This window comes from Antarcticirhabdus aurantiaca (assembly GCF_009765365.1).
GTDB lineage: Bacteria > Pseudomonadota > Alphaproteobacteria > Rhizobiales > Rhizobiaceae > Antarcticirhabdus > Antarcticirhabdus aurantiaca.
In genome coordinates this window covers 413,773-438,310 of record NZ_VTOM01000001.1, presented here as the reverse complement: position 1 = coordinate 438,310, position 24,538 = coordinate 413,773, and the positions used below count along the sequence as shown (strand labels likewise).

Genomic DNA, 24,538 nt, shown 5'->3' with positions numbered 1-24,538 from the left:
GGGCAATCCTTTCAGGATTCTCGGCTCGGACGCGGCTCGGCCAGCCGACCACCGGCCAAAGGGTGCGGCGCGCCGGTGGTGGAGGGAAAGCTGATCGGCAGCCCGCGAGCCACCCGGACCGCGAGAAGCGCGAAGCACTCGGCCTCGATCGCGTCGCCGCGAAGGCCCAACGCATCGGCGTCGACGATCTCGAGCCCGGTCCGCTCCCGCAACGCCGCCATCAGCGACGGGTTGCGCCGACCGCCACCGGACACGACGAGCCGCCGCACGTCGCTCGGCAGATGCTCCAGGGCTTTCGCCGCGGCAGCCGCGGCAAAATGCGTGAGCGTCGCCGCCCCATCCTCGATCGACAGGCCCTCGGCCATGTCGGCCGTGAAGTCGTAGCGGTCGAGCGACTTCGGCGGCTCCGCTGCGAAGTAGGGATGGGCGAGGTGACGCGCAATGATCGCCTCGTCGGGCCGGCCAAGCGCGGCGAGGATCCCGTCGCGGTCCATCTCCGCGCCGGTGTGGCGGCGCACCCAGTCGTTGACCGGCCCGTTGGCGGGGCCCGTGTCGAAGGCGACGAGGCTCCCGTCGTCGCGAAGGCCCGTGACGTTGCCGACGCCGCCGAGATTGAGGATCGCGGCCGCGCGGCCCCCCGATACCCGCTCCAGGAGCGCGCGGTGGTAGATCGGCGCGAGCGGCGCGCCCTGCCCGCCGGCCGCGACGTCGGCGCTGCGGAAGTCGAACGCGACGGGAATGCCGAGCCGGTCGGCCATGACCTGCCCGTCGCCGAGCTGTCGCGTCGCCCCGATGCGGTCCGCCTTGGGCGCCCTGTGGAGAACGGTCTGACCGTGCAGGCCGACGATGCCGACCTCGTCCGCCGCGATGGCGTTGTCGTAGAGGAACTCGGCGACGGCATCCGCCTGGGCCAGCGACAGCGCCCGCTCGGCCTCGGCGAAGATCGCCGGTTCCGGGCCCTCGAAGCGCCAGGCACGGGCGGCTTCGACGGCCTCGCCGATCACGGCGCGGACCGCGTCGGGATAGGGCTTCAGCGCGAAGGGGCCGAGCTCGGCGATCGTTTCGCCGTCCGTGCGCACCATGGCGACGTCGACGTTTCCGTCGAGAACGGTGCCGGTCATCAGACCGATGGCCCAGATCGGCGCCATGGCAGTGCCTTTCGTCGAGGAACGGGGGCCCGGTGTAGCCGGACCAGCGCCGGGGCGCCAGCGCGCGGTCACGGGCCGCGGGCGAGGATCAGCGCGCCGTCCAGCGGGTCGCCGAGCGGCGCGACAAGGGGCGTCCTCAGGCGCGGCAGCATGACGTCCGCCAAGCCGCCGACCAGCGCGACGCGAGGCACCCCGGCCGCGACGAGCGCCTGCGCCAAGCCGTCGACGGCGCGCGCCGCCTCGTTCATGATGGCCGCCGCCGCCGGGTCGCCCGCGTCGGCGGCGGACGCGACGAGCGGCGCGAGCGAGGCCAGCTCGGTCGCGCCGGCCTCGTCGACCCAGGCGACAAGCGCCGCGGGCTCGGCCGGCACGGCGGCGAAGATGGCTTCGAAGAAGGCGGAGGGCGGCAGCCGACCGTCGAGGCAACGAAAGGCGGCCTCCACGGCGCGCAGGCCGAGAAAGGAGCCGCTGCCCTCGTCGGAGGCCGGCAGGCCCCAGCCGCCGAAGCGGATGTGCCGGGAGCCGACGCGCGCGAAGGCGCAACTGCCGGTGCCGACGACGACGATCCCCCCGTCGGCGCCGGCATGGGCGCCGATGCAGGCGGCCTCGATGTCGGGAGCGAGGCGGAGCCTGCCGAAGGGATGCGGCTTGGCGGCGAGCGCTTCGCGCGCTTCGCTGCGCGAGAAGCCGGCGAGGGCTGCGCAGGCCGCGACGCGCCGGGCATCTGCGACCGGGTCGAGGCCGGCCGCGACGAGAGCGGCCATGCTCGCCTCGATCAGGGCGGCGAAGGAGCGGTCGGCGCCGAGCCGCAGCGTAGCCGGGCCGGCGCGCCCCTCCCCGAGAACCCGACCCTCGCCGTCCGTCAGGCGGGCGCGGCAGTTCGTGCCGCCCCCATCGATGCCGAGACGAAGCGGCGCCGGTCCGCTCACTCCGCCGCGGCGCGCTTCGGCGTGACCTCGGCGGCGTAGTCGTCGATGAGCCGGCGCGACAGCTCGCTCGGCGTGAAGCGCCAGTCGGCGATCTCGGAGACCGGCGTCACCTCGGCCGCCGTGCCGGTCAGGAAGCACTCTCTGAAACCGGAAAGCTCCTCGGGCAGGATCGCGCGCTCGATCACCTCGACGCCGCGGCGGCGGGCGAGATCGATCACCGTGCGGCGCGTGATGCCGTCGAGGAAGCAGTCGGGTTTGGGCGTGTGGATCGCGCCATCTTTCACGAAGAACACGTTGGCGCCGGTCGCCTCGGCCACCTGGCCGCGCCAGTCGAGCATCAGCGCGTCGGCGTAGCCCTTGGCTTCGGCGGCGTGCTTGGAGATGGTGCAGATCATGTAGAGGCCGGCAGCCTTCGACTTCGAAGGCGCGGTTCGCGGGTCGGGCCGGCGGTACTCGGCAAGGTCGAGCCGGATGCCCTTCATCTTCTGCTCGGGCGCAAAGTAGCTCGGCCACTGCCAGATGGCGATGGCGACGTTGATGCGGTTGCTCTGCGCCGAAACGCCCATCATCTCCGAGCCGCGCCAGGCGACGGGGCGCACATAGGCGTCGGTGAGGCCCTGGCGCACGAGCAGCTCGCGCGTGGCCGTGTCGATCTCGTCGGCGCTATAGGGCACGGTGAAGCCGAGGAGGCGACCCGATTCGATCAGCCGCTCGGTGTGCTCGCGCAGCTTAAACACCTCGCCGCCGTAGGCCCGCTCGCCCTCGAAGACGCAGCTCGCGTAATGAAGACCGTGGGTGAGAACGTGGATCTTGGCGTCCTGCCAGCGGACGAACTCGCCGTTGAACCAGATCTGGCCGTCCATCTGGTCGAAGGGAATGGCGCTCATGCTGCTTTCGTGCCGCAGGGCGGCACCCTCCGTGAACGTTGTCGTCGATGGATCATAGGCCGGCGACGCGCGGAGCCAAAGTCGGCTCCGGGCGGACGATCTACGGTCGCAGCGATGCCCTCGCCGCTGTTCCCGACTGCCGGGGCTGTGTAACAATGGAAACAAATAACGTCAACAATGCTGACCTATTTATGAATGCTGAACCCGCCGTCTCCCGCAACGAACCCGACCTGACGAGCGACGCCGACATCGTGCGCGAGCCGCTGCCGACGCGCGGCGACGTCGACTTCCAGCTGATCGAGCTGTTCTTCTTCGCTTATCGCGAGTTCACGGGGGACGCCGATTCGATCCTCGCGCAGTACGGGTTCGGCCGCGCCCATCACCGGGTGCTGCACTTCACCAACCGCGATCCCGGCATGACGATCGCCGAACTCCTGGACCTCCTGGAGATCACCAAGCAGTCGCTCTCGCGCGTGCTGCGCCAGCTCGTCGACGGGGGCTTCATCGCGTTGGTGCCCGGCACGGAGGACCGGCGCGAGCGCTGGCTCTACCCGACCGAGCGGGGGCGCGCCTTGACGCTCGAGCTGTCCCGGGCGCAGGTGAGGCGCATCGACGCCGCCCTGCAGGCCAAAGGCGGCATCGACGTCCATTCCGTCGCCGCCTTTCTGGTGGAGATGGGAGGCGAGCGGAAGGCGGCACGCGACTGGTTCGCCAAGAAGGGCATCGACCGTGAGACCTGATCCGATCGAGGCGACGACGCAGGACAGCGCGGCGGTTCCCGTTCCGGGCGACGAGACCGCGCCGGAGCTGATCGTCGCGGACGACGCGCCGCACCTCCTCCTCGTCGACGACGACCGCCGTATCCGCCGACTTCTCCAGCGCTTCCTGACGGAGAAGGGCTTCCGGGTGTCGACCGCCGCGGATGCGGCGGAAGCGCGGCGCATCCTGACGGGTCTCGACTTCGACCTGATGATCGTCGACGTGATGATGCCGGGCGAGACCGGCGTCGAGTTCGTGCGGAGCATCCGTCCGGTGCGCCCGGCTCCGGTTCTGATGCTGACTGCGCGCTCGGAAACCGAGCAGCGCATCGAAGGGCTGGAGGCGGGCGCCGACGACTACGTGCCCAAGCCCTTCGATCCGCGCGAGCTGCTCCTGCGCATCAACAACATCCTGAAACGCTCCAGCCAGCCGCCGGTCCTGAAGCTCGAGAACGTCCGCTTCGGGCCCTTCACCTTCAACCTGCCGAAGAAGGAGCTGAAGCGGGGTACCGAGGTGATCCGGCTGACCGAGCGCGAGCAGGACATCATGACCCAGTTCGCCGAGCGCGCCGGTGAGACCGTGCAGCGCCAGGACCTCCTGGGCGACGAGACGGAGGTCGGCGAGCGGACCGTCGACGTTCAGATCAACCGGCTGCGCCGCAAGATCGAGAGCGATCCGGCCAATCCGCTCTGGCTGCAGACGGTGCGCGGCATCGGCTACCGGCTGAACGTCGATTGACGGGGCCCTGAGGGGAGCGGGAGCGTGACCATCCTCGACCGCATCCGGGCGGGCGCGACGCCGAAGAGCCTGCCCCGCCTCGGCCCCCTGCCCCGTCCCTTGCGCATCCTGCCGCGCTTCGTCCAGCGGTGGATGCCGAAAGGGCTCTATCCGCGCTCGCTGATCATCATCATCGCGCCGATGGTGCTCCTGCAGGGCGTCGTCGCGGGCGTGTTCATGGAGCGGCACTGGCAGCTCGTCACGCAGCGCCTGTCGGAGGCGGTGGTTCGCGACATCGCCGGCGTCATCGACATGATCGCGACCTTTCCGGGGCCGGAGAACGAGGCGGCGATCAAGCGCATCGCCGAGGACAAGCTCGACCTCAACATCGAGATCCTGCCGCCGGGACCGCTGCCGCCCTCCGAGCCGAGCCCCTTCTTCAACATCCTCGACGACATCCTGTCCGACGAATTGGAGGACCAGATCGGTCGGCCCTTCTGGATCGACACGGTCGGCCAGTCCCGGATCGTCGAGATCCGGGTCGATCTCGGCGACAAGCTCCTGCGCGTCTTTGCCCGGCGCAACTCGGCCTACGCCTCCAACACCCACATCTTCATCGTCTGGATGGTCGCGGCCTCGCTCGTCCTCCTGATCATCGCGATCCTGTTCCTCCGGAACCAGATCCGCCCGATCCAGGCGCTGGCGGCCGCGGCCGAGAGCTTCGGCCGCGGCCAGGCGATGCCGCCGGACTTTCGACCGCGCGGCGCCAGCGAGGTGCGGCGCGCCTCGCTGGCCTTCATGCAGATGCGCGACCGGATCGAGCGCCAGATCGAGCAGCGCACGGCGATGCTCGCCGGCGTCAGCCACGATCTTCGAACCGTTCTCACGCGCTTCCGCCTCCAGCTCGCCTTCCTTCCGGAGGGCGAGGACCGGGACGAGCTCGACCACGACGTCGACGAGATGGCGCGGATGCTGGAGGGCTATCTCGCCTTCGCCAAGGACGAGTCGGGCGAGGATGTCGGCGAGCTCGACCTCGAGCCGCTCTTCGCGCGCTTCGCGGCGGACGCGCGACTGAAGAACAAGAAGCTCGACATCGACATCATCGGCGATCCGCGCGTGACCGTGCGGCCCGATTCCTTCTCGCGCCTCGTCACCAACATCGTCGCCAACGCCATGCGCCACGGCGAACGCGTGTCGCTCGTCGCGCGCCACGAGGGGCGCTGGCTCTCCGTGGTGGTGGAGGACGACGGGCCGGGCATCCCGGCGGAAAGCCGCGAGGAGGTGTTCAAGCCCTTCGTGCGGCTCGACGAGGCCCGCAACATCGACGAGGGCGGAACGGGGCTCGGCCTCTCGATCGCGCGCGACATCGCCCGCAGCCACGGCGGCGACGTGCTCCTGTCGACGAGCGCGATGGGGGGCCTGAAGGCGACGATCCGGGTTCCGGCCTGAGCCGGAGCGGCGTCAATACAGCCGGCCGCCGTTCGGCACGGCCTTGTCGGGCGCGATCAGCACGACCTCGCCCGCCTCGTCCGGCATGCCGAGGGTCAGCACCTCGGACATCAGAGGCCCGATCTGGCGGGGCGGGAAGTTGACGACGGCGAGCACCTGCCGGCCGACGAGATCCTCGGGCCTGTAGTGGACGGTGATCTGCGCCGAGGACTTCTTGCGCCCGATCGGCGCACCGAAATCGATGATCAGCTTGATCGCCGGCTTGCGCGCCTCGGGGAAAGGCGCGGCCTCGACGATCGTCCCGACCCGGATGTCCACCTTGAGGAAGTCGGCGAAGGTGATCCGCTCCGCGGCCTCGCCACCCGTTCCGTGCTCCGCCATCGCCTTGCCGCTCAATCCTTGGAGAGTTCGGCCGCGCGCGCCCGCGCCGCCTCGACCGCCCGGTTCATCAGCTCGGGCAGGCCCCCGCTCTCCGCCATCAGAACAGCAAGTGCCGCCGCCGTCGTGCCGTTCGGCGAGGTGACGTTGCGCCGGAGCTGTTCTGGCGCGTCGGACGAGCGGATCATCATCTCGCCGGCGCCCGCCACCGTGTGGCGCGCGAGGCGCATGGCGAGGTCCGGCTCGAGGCCGACCGCCTCGCCGGCAGCGGCCAGGGCCTCGGCGAGAAGGAACACGTAGGCCGGACCCGAGCCCGAAACCGCGGTCACCGCGTCGATCAGCGGTTCGCGTCCGACCCATTCCACCGGCCCGGAGGCGCCGAGAAGATCGTCGGTTTCCTGCCGCTGCTCGGGGGTGACGTGTTCGTTGGCAAAGGCGCCGGTGACGCCGCGGCCGATCAGGGCCGGCGTGTTCGGCATGGCGCGCACCACCGCGCGGGCGCCGAGCCCCTGCCGGATGGTATCGATCGTCGTCCCGGCCGCGATCGAGACGACGAGCGTTCCCGGCCCGACCGCGGCGCGTAAGTCCGGCAGCACCGCGCCCATCATCTGCGGCTTCACCGCGAGAACGAGAACGTCCACCGGCTCGGCCGGCGGCGTGTCGCGGTGGGTCACCGGCCAGGCGTCGAGGATGGGTTTCAGCGCCGGCCCGACCGTCGGGTCGAGCACCGTGAAGGAGGCCGCCGGCCGCCCGGCGGCGAGCCAGCCGCCGAGCATGGCGGCACCCATGTTGCCGCCGCCGACGAGGAGCACCGAAGGAGACGCGGTTCCGCTCACGGTTCAGGCCGCTCCCGCGGTCTCGAACAGGGCGAAGGCCATGGCATCCTCGGCGCGGCGATTGTCGCGCACCACGAAGCGGAAAGCCGGGCCGAAGCGCTCGCAGGCGTCGAGCGCCGAGGCGAGCAGGCGCTCGGCCTGGCGGTCCGTCGTTTCGGCGCCCCCGGCGAGCAGCAGCGAATTGCGGAACACGACCGCCCGCTCCTCCAGCCACAGGTCGAAGTGGCCGATCAGGAGCTGCTCGTTGATCTTGGCGAGGAGCCGAAGAACCTCCGGCAAACGCTGGAGCGGGATCTCCATGTCGAAGGCGCAGCCCAGGTGCAGCGCCTCTACCGGCTCCATCCAGGAAAAGGACACGGAGTAGTCCGCGTCGTGCCCGGCAACCGTCAGCTCGATCTCGTCGTCGCAGGACCGCTCGAAGGCCCAGCAACGCGCCGAAGCCACGCCCTCGACGACGTCGACGGGATTCGTCGCCCGCCGCACTCCCCATTCTTCCAGCATCTCGCACCTCTCCTCGCATGAGGTTTGCCTCGCGAGGAATGCGCCGCCGCCACGTGCTCCCTCGCAGGCCGGCGCCCTCATGGCCCGGCCCCTGGGGTGCTTCGCGAGAAATTCACGAATCACCCTTTGGAATCAGCCTATAGGAGGCGAGTCGCGGGTTGGAGGGGGACAAGGCTTCTTCAACGATTTTGCGCTTTGGATAGCGCGCCCCGAGGCGTCGATCGGGCCGTTAACCGACTCAGCGCGAAGGCTTTTCGAGTCGCGGGCTGACGCGAGAGTCAATCGTTAAAACCTGTTGAAGACCTGTGGATAAGCGATGAAGGCCGCTTGGGCGCGGCCTTCCTCCTGCCACGAAGGCTTCAGATCGCCGGATCGCCGGCGGTCGTCGACGGCGTCGGGCCCGTGCCGGCAACCTTCGCTTCGAGATCCGAGACGCGCTTCTTGAGCGCCTCGTTCTCCATCCGCGCCTTCGCCGCCATGTCGCGCACCGCCTCGAATTCCTCGCGCTGGACGAGATCCATCTGGTGAAGCAGGCGCTCGCCCTGCGACCGGAAGACGGTCTCCATCTCGCGGCGCACGCCCTGGGCGGCGCCGGCCGCGTCGGTCATCATGCGCGCGAACTCGTCGAGCACTCGGTTGGGTCCGCGGCTGGCCATGGCTTCTGCTCCGGTTCATCGGGTTCGCGACTGACTTAGGCGTCCGGCGCGCGCCCGGCAATGCCGGGCGGCCGCCCCGCGCCTTGACCGCGACGCTTTCCTCCTCCTTATCTCGCGCCGCCCGAGCGACCCGGGCGCGCGGACAAGCGGAAGAGGCGGAACGCTCTTGCTCACCCTGACGACCCTCGGCGTCCTTGCCTACCCGAACATCGATCCGGTCTTCCTCGAGCTCGGGCCGATCCAGTTGCGCTGGTACGGCCTCGCCTACGTCGCCGGCATCCTGTGCGGCTGGCTCTACGGCCGCTACCTCGTGGGCAAGGCGAGCCTCTGGCCGGGCGGCGGCGCGCCGATGACGAAGACCGACATCGACGACTTCATCCTCTACATCACGCTCGGCATTGTGCTCGGCGGGCGCATCGGCTCGATCCTGTTCTACGACTTCGACAAGTACGTCGCCGATCCGTTGGCCATCGTCCGGCTCTGGGAAGGCGGCATGTCCTTCCACGGCGGCCTCATCGGCGTCGTCGTGGCGATGTTCCTCTTCGCGCGCTGGCACAAGGTGCCGCTCTGGCCGCTGATCGACGTCGTCGCGGCCTCGGTGCCCTTCGGCCTGTTCTTCGGGCGCCTTGCCAACTTCATCAACGGCGAGCTCTGGGGCGCACCGACGGGCGTTCCCTGGGCCATGGTCTTCCCGACGGCGGACGAGCAGCCGCGCCATCCGAGCCAGCTCTACGAGGCGGCGCTGGAGGGCATCGTCCTCTTCCTCGTGCTGCGCTTCATGACGCATAGCATGGGCGCGTTCGGTCGCCCCCGCCTCGTCGGCGCCGTGTTCATCGGCGGCTACGGCCTGGCGCGCATCTTCGTCGAGTTCTTCCGCATGCCCGACGCCCATCTCGGCTATCTCCTCGGCACGAGCTGGCTGACCATGGGCATGGTGCTGTCGCTGCCCATGCTGCTCGTCGCCGCCTGGGGCATCGCCACGGCCAAGCCCCGCATCTATCCGCCGAAGACCGAGAACCCGCCGGCCCTGCCGCAGGCGCGATGAACGCTCTCGCCGGGATCCTGAAGCGGCGGATCGCGGAGCGCGGGCCGCTCACGCTCGAGGCCTGGTGGGAGGCGGCGCTCTTCGACCGGGCGCACGGCTACTACACGACGGGAAACCCGCTCGGCGCTGAAGGCGACTTCATCACCGCGCCCGAGATCAGCCAGATGTTCGGCGAGCTCGTCGGCGCCTGGTGCGTCATGGCCTGGCGCGGCGTCGGCCGCCCCTCGCCGTTCCTGCTCGCGGAGATCGGCGGCGGGCGCGGCACGCTGATCGCCGACCTCCTACGGGCGGCGCTGCGGCTCGACGCCGATTTCGCGAGAGCCGCCCGGCTGCGGCTCGTCGAGGTCAGCGACCGGCTGGCGGCCGAGCAGCTGCGCGCCGTCGCCCGCTTCGACCTGCCCGCCCGGCGCGTCCGCCGCGTCGAGGAGCTGGAAAGGCTGCCGCTGATCCTCGTCGGCAACGAGCTCTTCGACGCCCTGCCGATCCGGCAGATCGTCTTCGACGGCACCGCCTGGCGCGAGCGGCTGGTGGGCCTTTCGCCGGACACCGAACGCTTCGCCTTCGTATCCGGCCCCCCGCTGACGAAGGGACCGCCCGGGCTCGGCCCGGTCGAGGCCGGCGCCGTCTACGAGGCCTCGCCCGCCCGCTCGGCGCTCGCCGCGACCCTCGCCCGCCATCTCGCCGCGAACGGGGGCGCCGGGCTGTTCTTCGACTACGGGCATTGGGCGCCGGGACCCGGCGACACGCTCCAGGCCCTGCGCCGCCACGCCTTCGCCGATCCGCTGGCGGAACCCGGACGCCGCGACATCACCTCGCACGTCGACTTCGCGGCCCTCGCGGAGGTGTTTCGCGCCGGCGGCCTCCAGGTGGCGCCGCCGGCGACCCAGGGCGGGTTCCTCCTCGCCATGGGGCTTCTGGAGCGCGCCGGGGCGCTCGGCGCGGGGGCGGAGGAGGCGGGGCGCGAGGCGATCCGCGCCGCCGTCGAGCGCCTCGCGGGCAGCGGCGAGACCGGGATGGGAACGCTCTTCAAGGTGCTCGCGACGGCCTCCGCGCCGCTCGACCTCCCGCCTTTCGTGCAAGCTCCCGTCGATTGACTATGGCCCCGCCCTCGCCCACGCTTTCGCCCATGGATCACGCGCAAACCTCCCCCGGTGCGGCTCTCGCGCCGTCCGATGTCGTCCGATCGTCGAACCTTTCGACCCTGGGCGGCGCCCGCCACGGCTTCTTCGGCCGGCCCGGCGGCGTCTCGACCGGCCTCTACGCCGGGCTCAACGTCGGCACCGGCTCGGAGGACGATCCGGGCCACGTCGCCGAGAACCGCGCCCGCGCGAGCGCCTTCCTCGGTGCGCCGGCCGATCGCCTGGCGACGCCCTGGCAGGTGCACTCGGCCGAGGCGGTCGTGGTCGAGGCGCCCTTCTCGGGCGAGCGGCCGAAGGCCGACGCCGTTGTGACGCGGGTGCCGGGCCTCGTCGTCGGCGTTCTCACCGCCGATTGCGGCCCGATCCTGTTTCACGATCCGGAGAACCGCGTCGTCGGCGCGGCCCATGCCGGATGGCGCGGGGCGCTCGGCGGCGTTCTGGAAGCCACGCTCGACGCCATGGAGCGGATCGGCACACGGCGCGGCGCCGTGCGCGCCGTTCTCGGCCCGACGATCACGCAAGCCAATTACGAGGTCGGCGCCGACATGGCCGACCAGTTTCCCCAGGCCGACCGGCAGCGCTTCTTCTCGGCCGGCGCGGCTCCGGGCAAGGCGCAGTTCGACCTGCCGGGCTTCATCCTGTCGCGCTTGTCTGCCGCGGGCGTCGGCAGCGCCGCCTTCGTCGGCCGCTGCACCTACGGCGAGCCCGAGCGCTTCTTCTCGTTCCGCCGCACGACCCTTCGCGGCGAGCCCGATTACGGCCGCCAGCTCTCGGCCATCGTCCTGGACCTTTGAGGAACCGACCCATGCTGCACTTCAGCCGCGACGAGTTCGCCGGCCGGCGCGACCGGCTCCTGGCCGAGATGGCGTCGAACAAGCTCGATGCCATGCTCCTGTTCTCCCAGGCCTCGATGTACTGGCTGACCGGCTACGACACGTTCGGCTTCTGCTTCTTCCAGTGCCTCGTGGTGAAGGGCGACGGCGAGATGCGCCTCCTCACCCGCTCGGCGGACCTGCGCCAGGCGCGGCACACCTCGATCATCGAGCAGATCACGGTCTGGCGCGATCGCGGCAGCGCGGACCCGACGGTGGACCTGCGCGACATGCTGGAGGAGATGGATCTTCTCGGCGCGCGGATCGGCGTCGAATGGGCGACGCACGGGCTGACGGCCGCGAACGGGCAGATGCTCGAAGCCCGCCTCACCTCCTTCGCGACCCTCAAGGACGCGTCCGACCTCATCCCGGGGCTTCGCGCGGTGAAGAGCCCGGCCGAGATCGAGACGGTGCGCGAGGCCGCGCGCCTCGGCGACCTCGCCTTCGAGGCCGGGCTCGCGCAGATCAAGCCGGGCGCCGACGAGGCCGACATCCTCGCCGCCATGCAAGGCGCCGTACTGGCGGGCGGCGGCGACTATCCCGCCAACCCCTTCATCATCGGCTCGGGCGACGACGCCCTCCTCTGCCGCTACAAGTCCGGCCGCCGCAGGCTCGACGAGAACGACCAGCTGACGCTGGAGTGGGCGGGGGTCAAGGCGCAGTACCACGCGGCCCTCATGCGCACGGTGATCGTCGGCTCCCCGAGCGACCGGCACCTCCAGCTCTTCGACGCCGCCCGCGAGGCGCTCCTGGCGGTCGAGGCGGTGATGCGGCCGGGCTTCACCTTCGGCGACGTCTTCGACGCCCATGCCGCCGTCATGGAGCGGCACGAACTGGCCCGCCACCGGCTGAGCGCCTGCGGCTACTCGCTCGGCGGCACCTTCGCCCCGTCCTGGATGGACACGCCGATGTTCGTCGCCGGGAACGCCGCGCCGATCGTGCCGAACATGACCCTTTTCGCCCACATGATCATCGCCGATTCCGACACCGGCACGGCGATGACGCTCGGCCGCACCTACCTGACCACCGAGGGCATGGCCGAGCCCTTGTCGGCCCTGCCGCTCGACCTCGCCTTGCGGTGATTCAGGACTTGGTAAGCATGTCGCGCGGCAAGACCGTCACTTAAGGCTTTCTTGTCGCGCCATCCCTAAGCCTTGAGCCTCCCGGAAATCCGAACCCGGAGGGCCTCATGGCTCCGAACCCGGCTCGCGTGCCCCTTCTCCTCGCCCTGATCCCGCTCAGCGCCCTGTCCGGCTGCATCGAGCACGACCCGACGCTCGGCATGGTGCCGCGCGCGCCGATCGGCGGGGACTCCGGCGACCTCGTTGCCAGCTTCGAGCGCGCGCCCTCGCACACCTACGCCGCCCCGCCGGTGCGCTCGATCCCCCGCGCCCCGGTTCGCGGCCCGATCGGCACGCCCGTCGGCTCGGGCGGCGGGAACGGCTACGAGCCGCCGAGCCGCATGGCCGCCGCGACGGCCTCCGCCGCGCCCACGCCGGTCGTCTCGTCCGGCGGCTACGGCGGCTACAACGAGCCCGCCTCGTCGCCCGAGCCGTCCTACGACGCCGCGCCCGAGCCGAGCTACGAGCAGGCCGCGGTGTACGAGGAGCCCGCCCCGGCCCAGCAGCCGCAGCAGGCCGCAGCCGTCTACCAGCAGCAGGCCGCCTACGAGCCGCCGCGCGCCGCCGCGCCGGCGGGCCTGCAACAGGTGCAGTTCCTGCCGATCGTCGGCGCGCCGCCCGACAGCGTCGCCCAGCTCGCGCAGGCCCTCGCCCGCAACGCGCCGGGGAGCAACGTCCAGATCGTCGCGGCCTCGGCCGGCACGGCGCCGACGCGCCTCAAGGGCTATCTCTCGGCCATGACCGAGAACGGCCAGACCAGCGTCATCTACGTCTGGGACGTCCTCGACGCGGCGGGCAACCGGATCAACCGCATCCAGGGCCAGGAGCCGGCTACCGGCCGCGCCTCGGGCGACGCCTGGACCGCCGTCGGTCCCGAGACCATGGAGGCGATCGCGCGCAAGACATTGGCCGAGGCCGTGCGCAGCGCGGGCTAGGGATCCGCCGGATTTCGCATAGGATTCCGGAATAGTTCTTGTTATGAGCCGGCGAATGCGGTTCGTTGCGCGCTGCACCCGCGGATCGGGAGCGGAGCGCGGCGACGATCGACAACGAGCCTTGAGCGAGAGCGATGAAACTGTTTGCCGGCAATTCGAACCGTCCCCTTGCCGAAGACATCGCGCGCTACCTCGAGTTGCCCCTCGCCCAGGCCATGGTCCGCCGCTTCGCCGACCAGGAAATCTTCGTCGAGATCCAGGAGAACGTCCGCGGCGAGGACGTCTTCGTCATGCAGTCGACCTCCTATCCGGCGAACGATCACCTGATGGAGCTCCTGATCATGATCGACGCGCTGCGGCGCGCGTCGGCGCGGCGCATCACGGCGGTGCTCCCTTATTTCGGCTATGCCCGTCAGGATCGGAAGGCGGGCGGGCGCACGCCGATCTCGGCCAAGCTCGTCGCCAACATCATCACCGAGGCGGGCGCCGATCGCGTCATGACGCTCGACCTCCATGCCGGGCAGATCCAGGGCTTCTTCGACATCCCGACCGACAACCTCTTCTCCGCCCCGCTGATCGCGCGGGACGTGAAGGCCTTCCAGGACTGGAAGAACGTCGTCGTGGTCTCGCCGGACGTCGGCGGCGTGGTGCGCGCCCGCGCGCTGGCCAAGCGCATCGACGCCCAGCTCGCCATCGTCGACAAGCGCCGCGACCGGCCGGGCGAGTCCGAGGTCATGAACATCATCGGCGAGGTCGCCGGCCGGCACTGCCTGCTGATCGACGACATCATCGATTCCGGCGGCACGCTGTGCAACGCCGCCGACGCGCTGATCGCCGCCGGCGCCGTATCCGCCTCGGCCTACATCACCCACGGGGTCCTGTCGGGCGGCGCGGTGGCGCGCATCTCCTCCTCCAGCCTCAAGGAGCTGGTGATCACCGACTCGATTCAGCCGACCGCCGCCATCCGCTCGGCCCCCAACATCCGCATCATCACCACCGCCAACCTCCTCGGCGAGGCGATCGCCCGCACGGCCTCGGAAGAATCGGTCTCCAGCCTCTTCGATTGACCGGCTCGTCGCCGACCAACTGATCGACGGCGTTCATCGCCGGCATCAGAACAATTCATTTGACCAGTAAAGCGGCAGGGCCGACAGGACGGGCCTATCCGCGCCCGATTTCGTCGGCATTTCCATCGGCGCGGCGAAGCTTCGAGCGAACCCGCGCCATGAGCCTTTCCCAGACGAGCCCGGCCTCCGCCCCCCTGGCCGCCGCGCCCCGGATCCTTTGGCGCGCCGAGCTCGGCTCGACGCTGCGCATCGCCTGGCCGCTGATCGCCGCGCAGCTCGCGCAGATGCTGATCCTCACCACCGACGTCGTGATGATCGGCCGGCTCGGGCCCCGCGAGCTCGCCGCCGCGACCCTCGCCGTCGCCGTGCTCCACCCGTTTCTCCTGTTCGGCGTGGGCATCGCGACGGCCTGCGCGCCGATGATCGCGCAGGCGCTGGGCAAGCGCGACCTGCGCTCCGTGCGCCGCTCCTTCCGCCAGGGCTTCTGGGCCTCGGGGATCGCCTTCGCCGTGCTCCTGCCGCTCGTCCTGTCCATCGAGACGGTGCTCCTGAAGACGGGTCAGGAACCGGAAACGGCGGCGCTCGTCGGCGACTTCCTGTCGTCGGGCGTCTTCCTGATCCTGCCCTCGCTCCTGTTCATCGTGACGCGCTCGTTTCTCGCCGCGCACGGCCACACCGGCACGATCTTCGCCATCACCGTCTTCTGCATCGGCCTCAACGTCCTCGGCCTCTGGCTCCTCGTTCTCGGCCCCTTCGGTCTGCCGCAGTTCGGCCTCTTCGGCGCCGGGATCGCCTCGGCGGTCACCAACGCGGCGATGTTCGCGCTCTCGCTTCTCGCGATCCAGTCCCGCCGCCGCTACCGCCGCTACGGCCTTTTCGTGCGCTTCTGGAAGCCGGACTGGCCGCGACTCCGGCGCATCCTCGCCATCGGCGTGCCGATCGGCGCAACGCTCGCGGCTGAGACCGGCATGTTCGCCGGCGCCGCCGTGATGATGGGCTGGCTCGGCACGGAAGCGCTCGCCGGCCATGCCGCGGCGCTGCAATGGGCGGCGCTCGCCTTCATGGTGCCGCTTGGCCTCGGCCAGGCGACGACGGTGCGCGTCGGCCTGGCTCAGGGCCAGGGCGACCGGGCGGGCGTCGGGCGCGCGGGCTGGACCTCGATCGGCCTCGGCATGGGCTTCATGTCGACGACCGCTCTCCTCTTCCTCGCGGTGCCGGCCTTGCTGGTCGGCGTGTTCCTCCACGGCGACGCGGCGGCGATCGAGCGCCCGCTGGCGCTCGGGGTCTCCTATCTCTCGGTGGCCGCCCTCTTCGCTCTTGCCGACGGGGCGCAGGTCGTGTCCGCCTCGGCGCTTCGGGGCCTCGGCGACACGGCCTGGCCGATGGTCGCGGCGATCTGCGGCTACTGGGCCATCGGCCTGCCGCTCGGCTACGTCCTCGGCTTCCCGCTCGGGCTGGAAGGGGTCGGCATCTGGCTCGGCCTCGCCTGCGGGCTCGCGGCCGTCGCGGCCATGCTGCTCCTGCGCTTCGCCTTCCGCGAACGGCTGGGTCTTCTCGACCGGCGCCTCGGCTGAGGCCGGGGCGCAGCGCTTCGAACACACCCGGCGCGCAATCGTCGGCATCGCGAGGTTTCGGGATGGCGGCGCCGGCCGGCGCGCCGCATCTTGCCCGTGCGACGACAGTTGAAGGCAACCCGATGACCCCGAAGCTCCTCCCCGCCGCCCTCGCTCTCCTTTGCGGAACCGCCCTGCCGGCGATGGCGCAGGACGCGTTCGTGACGACGGGCCAAGGCTTCGACCCGGTGACGGCGAACGCCTTCGGCTTCGTCGACGTCGTTCAGGCGGGCGACCTCAACGTCGCCGGCGCCGTGTCCGGCAGCGCCGCATCCGATATCTTCGTCGGCCAGACGGGCTTCTACAATCGCGGCGTCGTGGTCCAGACCGGCACCGATCCGGTCGCCGAGATCGATCAGACCGGCGCCTTCAACCGCGCCCTGATCCTCCAGACCACGGGCGACCCCGTCGCGACGATCGAGCAGCGCGGCGGCACCAACAGCGGCTTCATCGTCCAGACCGGCATCAACAATGACGGCCTCCTCGATCAGGACGGCGCGGTCAACGAGGGCGGCACCATCCAGAGCAACGGGGGCGGTCCGGTTCTCTCCGCGACCGACGCGCGCCGGCTGGCGACGAACTTCCTCTACGCGCCGGAAACGGTGCGCGCCCCGGCCGAAGTGACCGAGCTCGGCGGCATCGCCTTCGTCGACAGCCTCTTCGACCGGACGCGCGAGCAGGCCGGCGCCTGCACGGCGCCCCTCGACCTGAAGGCGCCGCCGGAGGCCGCCTGCGGCACCTTCAGCCTTTATGCCAAGATCGACTACGCCGACGGCCACCAGGACGGCCGCCTCGGCGCCATCGGCTTCGACCACGACACGACCGGCGTCACGCTGGGCGCCGAGATGCCCATCACGCCCGAGTTCACCGGCGGCATCGCCCTGCGCTACGCCCGCACCGACGCCGATGTGGGCGACGGCTTCGCCGACATCGACGTCGACTCCTACGGCGGCGCGCTCTACGGCGACTTCCGCCGCGAGGGCTTCTTCGTCACCGGTCTCGGCTTCTACCTGCGCGACGAGATCGAGATCGAGCGCGCCGGCTTCGGCGGCGGCTCGGTCGGCGCGGACCCGGACGGCGACACCTATGGCGGCGCCCTGCGGGCCGGCTACCTCTTCGACCTCGGCACGTTTGATGCCGGCCCGATCGTCGGCTACTCGCACATCCGCTCGGAGGTCGACGGCTACTCGGAATCGGGCGACGCCCTCCTCGCCCAGACCGCGATCGGCGGCCAGTCGTCGGAAGCCCGCATGGCTCTCGTCGGCGCCCGCTTCGGCTTCGACCACGCGGCCTCCGCCTACACCCTGCGGGGCATCCTCGACGTGTCCTACGAGCGCGATTTTGCCGACGACGACTTCTCTGCGCAGCGCACCGAATTCGCCTTCGCGCCCGGCGTCGGCGCCTGGACGCCCGTCGAGGCGATGGGCGACGTCGACTATCTCAGCCTCGCCGGCCAGGCGAGCATCGGCTTCGCCAACGACGTTTCGCTCGACCTCTCGGCCGGCGGCCGCTGGAGCGAGGAACGCGACAGCTGGCGGATCGGTGGAGCCCTGCGCAAGGGTTTCTGAACGCGCCGGCTCGCGCCGCCGGGAAATCGGCCCGGCGACCGGACACATATTCGTGATCACGAGGCCAGGCCGCGGTTTTCGCGAAGCCGCCCATGCATGGCGTTCGACCGGCGCCGATTGTCCCGCGAAATCATAGGCTTGCCGAATTGACTTCGGGCGAGACGCGTCTCGTGCGGACGTTACTCGCGTCGCATGTCGCGAAGACTTGCGTCGACCCTCGGCTGCTCTAGGCAGACGGGCCAAAGCCTTGTCGAACCGGGCTTCTCGCGCGAATGAACGGCCCATTCATGTGCGATTCAGGTTGGTGGCATCAATATCCACGGCACCGCACCTTACGTCACCTGACATTGATCAGACGACGCAGCGGCCTTATCGTCCAGCGCGTGCAGAGTAAAGCCGAAACAAAAGCTCCCTGCATGGAGCGCTCATCAGAACTTTCCGGAGGACAATCTCTATGTCTATTCTGAAGTCGACCGTTCTCGCCGCCGCCCTCGCTGCCGCCTTCGTGCCCGCCACGAGCTTCGCGCAGTCCAACACCTCGACCATCGTCCAGGGTGGCGAAAACAGCCTCAACACGGGCGTCACCTCGCAGCGCGGCCAGAACAACGACGCGCTCACCGTGCAGTCGGGCCGCAACTCGGACAACCTCGCCGTCACCGACCAGGAAGGCTGCCGCAACGTCGCCGCCGTCGGCCAGGGCGGCACGAACAGCGTGAACTCCGCGGGCGTCGGCCAGACCCAGCGCGGCCGCTGCTGACGCCGCGTCCGGGCGCGCCCCCGCGCGCCCGGACCGCCCGCCCCGTACCGGCGGGCTTGCAACCGACAACAAGGATTGGTTCGATGCGGACGACTAGCCTCATCTGCCTCGCCGCGCTCCTCGCCAGCGCGCCGGCAGCTCTCGCCGATCAGACCCGCGGCCGCCTGAGCGGGACCCAACCGCCCACGGCCGACGTTCAAGGCTGCGTGCAGGCCGACCGGAACAATTCGGCGACCATCACCCAGAGCTCCGACTACAACGTCGCGGGCTGCGTGCAGGCCGGGCGCAACAACAGCGTCGGGGTCTCGCAGACCGGCTCCAACAACACGGCCCGGACCGTCCAGGGTCAGGCCCCAAGCGTACCCGGCAACTGACCGGCACTTCACGCTCTCGACCGCCGGACCTCTCCCCTGGGGCCCGGCGGCTCCGGAACAGCGATGACGAGGATACGACCATGCGGCGTTCCCTACCCACCGCCTTCGCGCTCCTTCTTCTGGGCGCCCCGATCCTGAGCGGCTGCAACGACACCGAAGCCCGCGGCGGCGCGTCCGGAAACACGGCCACCATCACCCAGAACGGCGAGACCGTGACGCGGAGCAGCAGCGGCTCCCAGACGATCGTCCGCCAGTCGGGCGGCGGAGACGGCGCGGCCGCCCGGGAGGCGTCGGGCGCCGACGCCGACCGCATGCTGAATTCCATGCGGGGCGAGGCGGGCGCGGCGATCGACCGCTGATCTCGCGCCCTCGCCCCGGTGCCAAAGGAGGAGAAGGATGCGACGCTTCATGCTTTCCGCCGCTTCGGCGGTCGCCCTCGCCTGCGCCGGCGGCTTCGCCATGGCCCAGAACAGCGGATCGTCCAAGGCGACGATCACCCAGAGCGGGCCGAACGGCTCCAGCACCGTCACCCGCAGCACGAACGGCTCCCAGACCATCACCCGCCAGTCGGGCAACAGCTCGGCGACGATCACGCAAGGTTCGGGCGGCGCGTCCGGCGGCAAGGCCGGCGAGAGCGCGGGCCGCTCCCTCGACGACATGAAGGACGAGGCCGCGGCCGCCCTCGGCTGCGACCCGGACGAAGCCGCCGGCGACGCCAAGCCCGGCTCCTCCGCATCCGGCTCCGCCGCGAGGGAGCGCGGCCGCGGCGCGGTCGCTGCGGGTGCGGCGGCCGGCATCGAGGCCTGCAAGGACGACGGGGCGAGCGCCAAGCCGGGCTCCGGCGCATCCGGCTCGTCCCGCGCCTCGGGCACTCCGACACCGACGCCCAAGCCGGCGCCCGCTCCCGAGCGGCGCAGCGATTCGGCGCAGGCGCTGGAGCGGCGCATGGATCCGCAGCGGCGGCTGCAAGCGCTCGACGCCGACGTCCGGCGCGAGACCGGCCGCGACCTCGGCGCGGCGCGCTCGCTGAACACCATCGTGCGCCAAGCCACCGAATGAGGCGGGCGCGGCCGGCGGGCCGCTCGTCTTGCGCCTGCGCCCCGTTGCCGCTATAGGCCGGCGGTCCGCGCGGACACCCTTGGAGGCAGCGCGGAAGAAGCGGTCCCATCGGGGCCGCTTTTCGTCGTTTCCGGACGAGCCGGTCTCGACCACCTCGAACGAACAACAAGGACTTCAGCCATGAGCGAGACCTACACGGTCAAGGCCGAGGCGCGCGAGAAGGTCGGCAAGGGGGCCGCCAGACATCTGCGCCGCAACGGCATGGTGCCGGCCGTTATCTACGGCGGCAAGCAGGAACCCCAGTCGATCGCCGTCCCCTACAAGGAAACCTTCCTCAAGCTCCACGCGGGCGGCTTCCTGACCACGGTCGCGACGATCGAAGTCGGCGGCCAGCAGATCAAGGTCCTCCCGAAGGACTACCAGCTCGACCCCGTCCGCGACTTCCTGATCCACGTCGATTACCTCCGCGTGTCCGAGTCGACCCGCGTGACGGTCGAGGTGCCCGTGCACTTCACCAACGAGGACGAGGCCCCAGGTCTCAAGCGCGACGGCGGCGTCCTGAACATCGTGCGCCACACGGTCGAGGTCGAAGCTCCGGCGGGCTCCATTCCGGACGCCTTCACCGTGGACCTCACGGGCCTGTCGATCGGCGACAGCATCCATTCGGACGCGATCAAGCTGCCGAAGGGCGTCGAGTTCACGATCCAGGACCGCGCCTTCACCGTCGCCACGATCGCCGCCCCCGACGTCCTCACCGAAGAGGAAGAGGCCGGTGAGGCGCCCGCGGCCGATGCCGTCGAGGCGACTGAGCAGGACGTGGCCGACGACGAGCCGAAGAAGTCGGACGACTGATCGACCAGGGCGCCCGATCCGCTTCGGGCGCCCGCATTCCCCGACGCACGGAGGCCGGGCGGCATGTTGCTGATCGCAGGATTGGGCAATCCCGGCCCCCGCTATGCCGGAAACCGGCACAATATCGGCTTCATGGCGGTCGACGAGATCGCGCGGGCGCACAGTTTCGGCCCCTGGACGAAGAAGTTCTCGGCCGAGATCGCCGAAGGCCAGATCGCGGGCGTCAAGGCGCTCCTGATGAAGCCGCAGACCTTCATGAACGAATCGGGCCGCTCGGTCGGCGAGGCCGCGCGCTTCTTCAAGATCGAGCCCGCCGACATCATCGTTCTCCACGACGAGCTCGACTTGCCACCCGCCAAGGTGCGGGTGAAGACGGGCGGCGGGCACGGCGGACACAACGGCCTGCGCTCGATCGACGCCCATCTCGGCACCAGGGACTATCGCCGGGTGCGGCTGGGCATCGGCCATCCCGGCAACAAGGACCTCGTGTCCCCTTACGTCCTCGGCGATTTCGCCAAGGTCGACGGCGAATGGCTGGAGACGCTCTTCAATGCCGTCGCGCGCAATGCCGACGCGCTGGTGAAGGGCGAGGACGCCCTTTTCATGAACCGCGTCAGCCTCGCCCTCGGCGGCTCCGAGGAGCCGGCGGGCGCCAAGGGCAAGGCGCCGGGCGGCGGCGAGAAGAAGCCCGCCGGGCAGAGCCACATCCGCCAGGCACGAAGCAATTCCGGTCCGAAGCCGGCGCTTCCGGCGAGCGGGCCGATGGCCGCCATGCTGAAGAAGCTCCTCGGCGGCGGAGCGGACTGAGCGGCCTCGCCGCGACATCGAACACGGACGGATCTCATGGGTTTCAGATGCGGCATCGTCGGCCTGCCGAACGTCGGCAAGTCGACTCTCTTCAACGCCCTCACCAAGACGGCGGCCGCGGCCGCGGCGAACTATCCCTTCTGCACGATCGAGCCGAACACCGGTGACGTGCCGGTGCCGGATGCGCGCCTGCGCGAGATCGCGAAGATCGCGAAATCCGCCAACGTCGTGCCGACCCGCATCACCTTCGTCGACATCGCCGGCCTCGTGCGCGGCGCCTCGAAGGGCGAAGGCCTCGGCAACCAGTTCCTCGCCAACATCCGCGAGGTGGACGCGATCGTCCACGTCCTGCGCTGCTTCGAGAACGACGACATCACCCATGTCGAGGGCCGCATCGACCCCGTGGCCGACGCCGAAACGGTCGAGACCGAGCTGATGCTCTCCGACCTCGAAAGCCTCGAGCGCCGCATCGTCAACACGAGGAAGCGCGCCCAGGGCAAGGACAAGGAGTCCATGGCCCAGCTGCCGGTCATGGAGGCGGCCCTCGCCAAGCTCCAGAACGGCGAGCCGGCCCGCGTCCTCCTGCCCTCGCTCGACGCGGAAGAGCGCGCGGTGCTCCGCGGCCTCGCGCTCCTCACCTCCAAGCCGGTGCTCTACGTGTGCAACGTCGCGGAAGAGGACGCGGCGAGCGGCAACGAGCACTCCCGCGCCGTCGAGGCCATGGCCGAGCGCCAGGGCGCGCGCACCGTCGTCATCTCCGCCGCGATCGAGGCCGAGATCGCCCAGCTTCCCGACGAGGAGGTCGGCGAGTACCTCGACGCCATGGGCCTGACCGAGCCGGGCCTCGATCGCCTGATTCGGGCCGGCTACGGCCTCCTTGACCTCATCACCTACTTCACCGCCGGTCCGAAGGAGGCTCGCGCCTGGACGGTGAAGCGCGGCGCCAAGGCGCCGCAGGCCGCCGGCGTCATCCACACCGACTTCGAGCGCGGCTTCATCCGCGCCCAGACCATCGCCTATGACGACTTCATCGGCCTCGGCGGCGAGGTCGCGGCGAAGGAAGCCGGCAAGGCGCGCGACGAGGGCAAGGAATACGTCGTCGCCGACGGCGACGTCATGCTCTTCAAGTTCAACGTCTGAGGACCCACCTCGGTCCGTCGTCGCCCTTTTGCCGGCGGGGGCGCCGGCGCTATCTTGGCCGGCGAAACAGCCGGAGCGGATGATGGCCAAGCGCGCGTTCGAGGACTTCACAGAAGGGGTGGCGTTTCCCCTGCCGCCATACCGCGTGACGAAGGAGGAGGTGATCGCCTTCGCCTCCGAATTCGATCCGCAGCCCTTCCACCTCGACGAGGCTGCCGCGGCCAAATCCATGCTGGGCGGCCTCTCGGCGTCGGGCTGGCACACCTGCGCGATGATGATGCGCATGATGGCGGACGGCTTCCTCAACGATTCGACGAGCCAGGGCTCGCCCGGCATCGACTTCGTCAAATGGCTGCGCCCGGTGCGGCCGGGCGACACCTTGAGCGGCACGGTCCGCGTCCTGTCCTCCCGCCGTTCCGCCAGCCGCCCGACGATCGGCCTCGCCAAGCTCGCGGCTGACCTCGTCAACGATCGCGGCGAGACGGTGCTCGCCAGCGAATACACGGTGATCCTCCTGACGCGCGAAGCCGCCGCGGAGCAGGCGGCATGAGCGGGCGCTTCTGGGATCGGATCGTCGAGGGCGAGGAGCAGGAGCTCGGCAGCCACACCTTCGATGCGGACGCGATCAAGCGCTTCGCCGCGCAGTTCGACCCGCAGCCCTTTCATCTGGACGAGGCGGCGGCGACGCGCTCGGTGCTCGGCGGTCTCTGCGCCTCCGGCTGGCACACGGCGGCCGTCTTCATGCGGCTCAACGTCGAATATCTCGGCCGCCGCGTCGCCGCCTTCGCGGCCGAGGGCAATCCGATGCCGCTGATCGGCCCCTCCCCCGGCTTCCGCGACCTGCGCTGGCCGACGCCGGTCTATGCCGGCGACACCGTCACCTACCGCCAGCGCGTGTCGGGCAAGCGCGTGTCCGAATCCCGTGCCGGCTGGGGCGTGGTGTCCTTCGACGTGTCGGCCACGAACCAGCGCGGCGAGGACGTCTTCGGCTTCAAGGGCAGCGCCTTTGTCGGGACAAACTGACGACACCGGCGCCCGGACGGCGGTCGCGAAAAAGGGGCCTTTCGGCCCCTTTTTCATGTCTCGTTCTTTGAAGGCCGCGCCGATCAGTGCGGCGTGTCGGCCCAGACGCGGCGCTTGACGATGCCGACCATGATCGCGAAGCCGATCAGGAAGACCATGACGACCATGCCCGTCGCCTTGCGCTCCGGCAGGTGCGGCTCGGCGGCCCACATCATGAAGGCGGCGACGTCGCGCGAGTACTGGTCGACGGTCTGGGGCGTGCCGTCGGTGTACTCGACCTGATCGTCCATGATCGGCTGCGCCATGGCGAGCGCGGGACCGTTCATGAAGTACGGGTTGTAGTGGGTGCCCGGCTGGATCGTGATGTGCGCCGGGGGCTCCTGCCCGTAGCCGGTGAGAAGGGCGTGGATGTAGTCCGGCCCGCCCTCGGCATATTGGGTGAAGATGTCGAAAACGAACTTCGGGAAACCCTGGGTCGCGAAGCGCGCCTTGGCGAGAAGCGAGAAGTCCGGCGGATGCGCGCCGTTGTTCGCCGCCGCCGCCGCTTCCGGGTTCGGGAAGGGCGAGGGGAAGCGGTCGGACGGGATGCCCGGCCGCATGAACATCTCGCCCGAGGCGTTCGGGCCGTCCTCGACCTGGAACTCGGCGGCGAAGGAGCGGACCTGCTCGTCGGAATAGCCGAGCCCCTCGAGGTTCCGGAAGGAAACGAGGTTCATCGAGTGGCAGGCCGAGCAGACCTCCCGGTACACCTTGAGGCCGCGCTGAAGCTGGCCGAGGTCGTAGTGCCCGAAGGGCCCGGCGAAGGTCCAGTCGAGCTCGGCCGGCTTGATCAGCGGGTAGTGCGGCGTTCCGCCCTGTTCGTGGGCGGCCTCGTCGGTCGCGCCGGGCGCCATCGGCTCGCCGTGG

The 24,538-nt window shown here is 70.3% G+C and carries 28 protein-coding genes; 20 read left to right on the top strand and 8 right to left on the bottom strand.

What is annotated here, in order from left to right:
* Positions 1-11: 11 nt before the first annotated feature.
* The 3 genes from FZN60_RS02195 to FZN60_RS02185 form a co-directional block, all read right to left on the bottom strand.
* Positions 12-1,148 (bottom strand): anhydro-N-acetylmuramic acid kinase, encoded by a 1,137-nt coding sequence (locus FZN60_RS02195; protein ID WP_158870558.1) that lies wholly within the window; start codon positions 1,146-1,148, stop codon positions 12-14.
* A 68-nt stretch (positions 1,149-1,216) separates the two neighbouring features.
* The gene (locus FZN60_RS02190; RefSeq protein ID WP_158870556.1) at positions 1,217-2,077 is read right to left on the bottom strand and encodes a glucosamine kinase nucleotide-binding domain-containing protein; all 861 of its coding nucleotides are present in this window, start codon (positions 2,075-2,077) and stop codon (positions 1,217-1,219) included.
* Positions 2,074-2,964, bottom strand: a complete 891-nt coding sequence (locus FZN60_RS02185) for a branched-chain amino acid aminotransferase (RefSeq protein ID WP_158870554.1) — start codon at positions 2,962-2,964, stop codon at positions 2,074-2,076. Before FZN60_RS02185 ends, FZN60_RS02190 begins: the two co-directional genes overlap by 4 nt.
* Before the next feature lie 191 nt (positions 2,965-3,155).
* Between FZN60_RS02185 and FZN60_RS02180 the strand changes: the two genes are divergently transcribed.
* The 3 genes from FZN60_RS02180 to FZN60_RS02170 all read left to right on the top strand — a co-directional run bounded on the left by FZN60_RS02180 (position 3,156) and on the right by FZN60_RS02170 (position 5,889).
* Complete coding sequence (locus FZN60_RS02180; protein WP_158870552.1) at positions 3,156-3,704, top strand: MarR family winged helix-turn-helix transcriptional regulator; 549 nt, start codon at positions 3,156-3,158, stop codon at positions 3,702-3,704.
* 67 nt (positions 3,705-3,771) lie between these two features.
* Positions 3,772-4,461, top strand: a complete 690-nt coding sequence (locus FZN60_RS02175) for a response regulator (RefSeq protein WP_158870684.1) — start codon at positions 3,772-3,774, stop codon at positions 4,459-4,461.
* A gap of 69 nt (positions 4,462-4,530) precedes the next feature.
* Positions 4,531-5,889: an ATP-binding protein gene (locus tag FZN60_RS02170; protein WP_246726540.1), complete on the top strand. Its 1,359-nt coding sequence runs from the start codon at positions 4,531-4,533 to the stop codon at positions 5,887-5,889.
* Positions 5,890-5,901: 12 nt separating this feature from the next.
* On the opposite strand, the gene FZN60_RS02165 is transcribed toward FZN60_RS02170, so the two are convergent.
* From FZN60_RS02165 to FZN60_RS02150, 4 genes are all read right to left on the bottom strand, one after another.
* Positions 5,902-6,270 (bottom strand): tRNA-binding protein, encoded by a 369-nt coding sequence (locus FZN60_RS02165; RefSeq protein ID WP_158870680.1) that lies wholly within the window; start codon positions 6,268-6,270, stop codon positions 5,902-5,904.
* A gap of 11 nt (positions 6,271-6,281) precedes the next feature.
* Positions 6,282-7,103, bottom strand: a complete 822-nt coding sequence (gene proC, locus FZN60_RS02160; RefSeq protein WP_158870550.1) for a pyrroline-5-carboxylate reductase — start codon at positions 7,101-7,103, stop codon at positions 6,282-6,284.
* 3 nt (positions 7,104-7,106) lie between these two features.
* Entirely contained in the window at positions 7,107-7,604 is a 498-nt protein-coding gene (locus tag FZN60_RS02155) for a type III secretion system chaperone family protein (protein ID WP_158870548.1), read from the bottom strand.
* Positions 7,605-7,963: 359 nt separating this feature from the next.
* Positions 7,964-8,260 carry an accessory factor UbiK family protein gene (locus FZN60_RS02150; RefSeq protein ID WP_158870546.1) on the bottom strand — a complete coding sequence of 99 codons (297 nt, stop codon included), beginning with the start codon at positions 8,258-8,260 and terminating at the stop codon, positions 7,964-7,966.
* A 166-nt stretch (positions 8,261-8,426) separates the two neighbouring features.
* Between FZN60_RS02150 and lgt the strand changes: the two genes are divergently transcribed.
* The 17 genes from lgt (at position 8,427) to FZN60_RS02065 (ending at position 23,632) form a co-directional block, all read left to right on the top strand.
* A complete protein-coding gene (gene lgt / locus FZN60_RS02145; protein ID WP_158870544.1) occupies positions 8,427-9,305 on the top strand; it encodes a prolipoprotein diacylglyceryl transferase in 879 nt (292 codons plus the stop codon).
* Positions 9,302-10,399: a class I SAM-dependent methyltransferase gene (locus tag FZN60_RS02140; RefSeq protein WP_158870542.1), complete on the top strand. Its 1,098-nt coding sequence runs from the start codon at positions 9,302-9,304 to the stop codon at positions 10,397-10,399. Before lgt ends, FZN60_RS02140 begins: the two co-directional genes overlap by 4 nt.
* Positions 10,400-10,431: 32 nt before the next feature.
* Positions 10,432-11,238, top strand: a complete 807-nt coding sequence (gene pgeF, locus FZN60_RS02135; RefSeq protein WP_158870540.1) for a peptidoglycan editing factor PgeF — start codon at positions 10,432-10,434, stop codon at positions 11,236-11,238.
* Between the two features lie 11 nt (positions 11,239-11,249).
* Positions 11,250-12,398, top strand: a complete 1,149-nt coding sequence (locus FZN60_RS02130; protein WP_158870538.1) for a M24 family metallopeptidase — start codon at positions 11,250-11,252, stop codon at positions 12,396-12,398.
* Between the two features lie 107 nt (positions 12,399-12,505).
* Positions 12,506-13,372 carry a hypothetical protein gene (locus FZN60_RS02125; RefSeq protein ID WP_158870536.1) on the top strand — a complete coding sequence of 289 codons (867 nt, stop codon included), beginning with the start codon at positions 12,506-12,508 and terminating at the stop codon, positions 13,370-13,372.
* A 134-nt stretch (positions 13,373-13,506) separates the two neighbouring features.
* The gene (locus FZN60_RS02120; RefSeq protein ID WP_158870534.1) at positions 13,507-14,439 is read left to right on the top strand and encodes a ribose-phosphate pyrophosphokinase; all 933 of its coding nucleotides are present in this window, start codon (positions 13,507-13,509) and stop codon (positions 14,437-14,439) included.
* A 158-nt stretch (positions 14,440-14,597) separates the two neighbouring features.
* Complete coding sequence (locus FZN60_RS02115) at positions 14,598-16,013, top strand: MATE family efflux transporter (protein ID WP_158870532.1); 1,416 nt, start codon at positions 14,598-14,600, stop codon at positions 16,011-16,013.
* A 122-nt stretch (positions 16,014-16,135) separates the two neighbouring features.
* Entirely contained in the window at positions 16,136-17,620 is a 1,485-nt protein-coding gene (locus FZN60_RS02110) for an autotransporter domain-containing protein (RefSeq protein WP_158870530.1), read from the top strand.
* Positions 17,621-18,074: 454 nt separating this feature from the next.
* Positions 18,075-18,377 (top strand): curlin, encoded by a 303-nt coding sequence (locus tag FZN60_RS02105; RefSeq protein WP_158870528.1) that lies wholly within the window; start codon positions 18,075-18,077, stop codon positions 18,375-18,377.
* Between the two features lie 83 nt (positions 18,378-18,460).
* Positions 18,461-18,751 (top strand): curlin repeat-containing protein, encoded by a 291-nt coding sequence (locus FZN60_RS02100; protein WP_158870526.1) that lies wholly within the window; start codon positions 18,461-18,463, stop codon positions 18,749-18,751.
* Between the two features lie 80 nt (positions 18,752-18,831).
* Positions 18,832-19,110, top strand: coding sequence for a hypothetical protein (locus tag FZN60_RS02095; protein ID WP_158870524.1), 279 nt, complete (start codon positions 18,832-18,834; stop codon positions 19,108-19,110).
* Between the two features lie 37 nt (positions 19,111-19,147).
* Entirely contained in the window at positions 19,148-19,810 is a 663-nt protein-coding gene (locus FZN60_RS02090; RefSeq protein WP_158870522.1) for a hypothetical protein, read from the top strand.
* A gap of 180 nt (positions 19,811-19,990) precedes the next feature.
* Positions 19,991-20,662 (top strand): 50S ribosomal protein L25/general stress protein Ctc, encoded by a 672-nt coding sequence (locus FZN60_RS02085; RefSeq protein ID WP_158870520.1) that lies wholly within the window; start codon positions 19,991-19,993, stop codon positions 20,660-20,662.
* Between the two features lie 63 nt (positions 20,663-20,725).
* The gene (gene pth, locus FZN60_RS02080; RefSeq protein ID WP_158870518.1) at positions 20,726-21,469 is read left to right on the top strand and encodes an aminoacyl-tRNA hydrolase; all 744 of its coding nucleotides are present in this window, start codon (positions 20,726-20,728) and stop codon (positions 21,467-21,469) included.
* A 36-nt stretch (positions 21,470-21,505) separates the two neighbouring features.
* Complete coding sequence (gene ychF / locus FZN60_RS02075) at positions 21,506-22,609, top strand: redox-regulated ATPase YchF (RefSeq protein WP_158870516.1); 1,104 nt, start codon at positions 21,506-21,508, stop codon at positions 22,607-22,609.
* 82 nt (positions 22,610-22,691) lie between these two features.
* Positions 22,692-23,159 (top strand): MaoC family dehydratase, encoded by a 468-nt coding sequence (locus tag FZN60_RS02070; protein ID WP_422570205.1) that lies wholly within the window; start codon positions 22,692-22,694, stop codon positions 23,157-23,159.
* A complete protein-coding gene (locus FZN60_RS02065) occupies positions 23,156-23,632 on the top strand; it encodes a MaoC family dehydratase (RefSeq protein WP_158870512.1) in 477 nt (158 codons plus the stop codon). The genes FZN60_RS02070 and FZN60_RS02065 overlap by 4 nt, the downstream gene beginning before the upstream one ends.
* An 83-nt stretch (positions 23,633-23,715) precedes the next feature.
* Here FZN60_RS02065 and FZN60_RS02060 read toward each other — a convergent pair whose 3' ends face one another.
* Positions 23,716-24,525, bottom strand: coding sequence for a cytochrome c1 (locus FZN60_RS02060; RefSeq protein ID WP_246726538.1), 810 nt, complete (start codon positions 24,523-24,525; stop codon positions 23,716-23,718).
* Positions 24,526-24,538: the final 13 nt, after the last annotated feature.

Coding starts and splice junctions, on each gene's coding strand:
- FZN60_RS02195 (WP_158870558.1), bottom strand. CDS start 1,148: ATGGCGCCGATCTGGGCCATCGGTCTGATGACCGGCACCGTTCTCGAC.
- FZN60_RS02185 (WP_158870554.1), bottom strand. CDS start 2,964: ATGAGCGCCATTCCCTTCGACCAGATGGACGGCCAGATCTGGTTCAAC.
- FZN60_RS02180 (WP_158870552.1), top strand. CDS start 3,156: ATGAATGCTGAACCCGCCGTCTCCCGCAACGAACCCGACCTGACGAGC.
- FZN60_RS02165 (WP_158870680.1), bottom strand. CDS start 6,270: ATGGCGGAGCACGGAACGGGTGGCGAGGCCGCGGAGCGGATCACCTTC.
- FZN60_RS02155 (WP_158870548.1), bottom strand. CDS start 7,604: ATGCTGGAAGAATGGGGAGTGCGGCGGGCGACGAATCCCGTCGACGTC.
- FZN60_RS02150 (WP_158870546.1), bottom strand. CDS start 8,260: ATGGCCAGCCGCGGACCCAACCGAGTGCTCGACGAGTTCGCGCGCATG.
- FZN60_RS02140 (WP_158870542.1), top strand. CDS start 9,302: ATGAACGCTCTCGCCGGGATCCTGAAGCGGCGGATCGCGGAGCGCGGG.
- pgeF (WP_158870540.1), top strand. CDS start 10,432: ATGGATCACGCGCAAACCTCCCCCGGTGCGGCTCTCGCGCCGTCCGAT.
- FZN60_RS02130 (WP_158870538.1), top strand. CDS start 11,250: ATGCTGCACTTCAGCCGCGACGAGTTCGCCGGCCGGCGCGACCGGCTC.
- FZN60_RS02125 (WP_158870536.1), top strand. CDS start 12,506: ATGGCTCCGAACCCGGCTCGCGTGCCCCTTCTCCTCGCCCTGATCCCG.
- FZN60_RS02120 (WP_158870534.1), top strand. CDS start 13,507: ATGAAACTGTTTGCCGGCAATTCGAACCGTCCCCTTGCCGAAGACATC.
- FZN60_RS02115 (WP_158870532.1), top strand. CDS start 14,598: ATGAGCCTTTCCCAGACGAGCCCGGCCTCCGCCCCCCTGGCCGCCGCG.
- FZN60_RS02110 (WP_158870530.1), top strand. CDS start 16,136: ATGACCCCGAAGCTCCTCCCCGCCGCCCTCGCTCTCCTTTGCGGAACC.
- FZN60_RS02105 (WP_158870528.1), top strand. CDS start 18,075: ATGTCTATTCTGAAGTCGACCGTTCTCGCCGCCGCCCTCGCTGCCGCC.
- FZN60_RS02100 (WP_158870526.1), top strand. CDS start 18,461: ATGCGGACGACTAGCCTCATCTGCCTCGCCGCGCTCCTCGCCAGCGCG.
- FZN60_RS02095 (WP_158870524.1), top strand. CDS start 18,832: ATGCGGCGTTCCCTACCCACCGCCTTCGCGCTCCTTCTTCTGGGCGCC.
- FZN60_RS02090 (WP_158870522.1), top strand. CDS start 19,148: ATGCGACGCTTCATGCTTTCCGCCGCTTCGGCGGTCGCCCTCGCCTGC.
- FZN60_RS02085 (WP_158870520.1), top strand. CDS start 19,991: ATGAGCGAGACCTACACGGTCAAGGCCGAGGCGCGCGAGAAGGTCGGC.
- pth (WP_158870518.1), top strand. CDS start 20,726: ATGTTGCTGATCGCAGGATTGGGCAATCCCGGCCCCCGCTATGCCGGA.
- ychF (WP_158870516.1), top strand. CDS start 21,506: ATGGGTTTCAGATGCGGCATCGTCGGCCTGCCGAACGTCGGCAAGTCG.
- FZN60_RS02070 (WP_422570205.1), top strand. CDS start 22,692: ATGGCCAAGCGCGCGTTCGAGGACTTCACAGAAGGGGTGGCGTTTCCC.
- FZN60_RS02065 (WP_158870512.1), top strand. CDS start 23,156: ATGAGCGGGCGCTTCTGGGATCGGATCGTCGAGGGCGAGGAGCAGGAG.
- FZN60_RS02060 (WP_246726538.1), bottom strand. CDS start 24,525: ATGGCGCCCGGCGCGACCGACGAGGCCGCCCACGAACAGGGCGGAACG.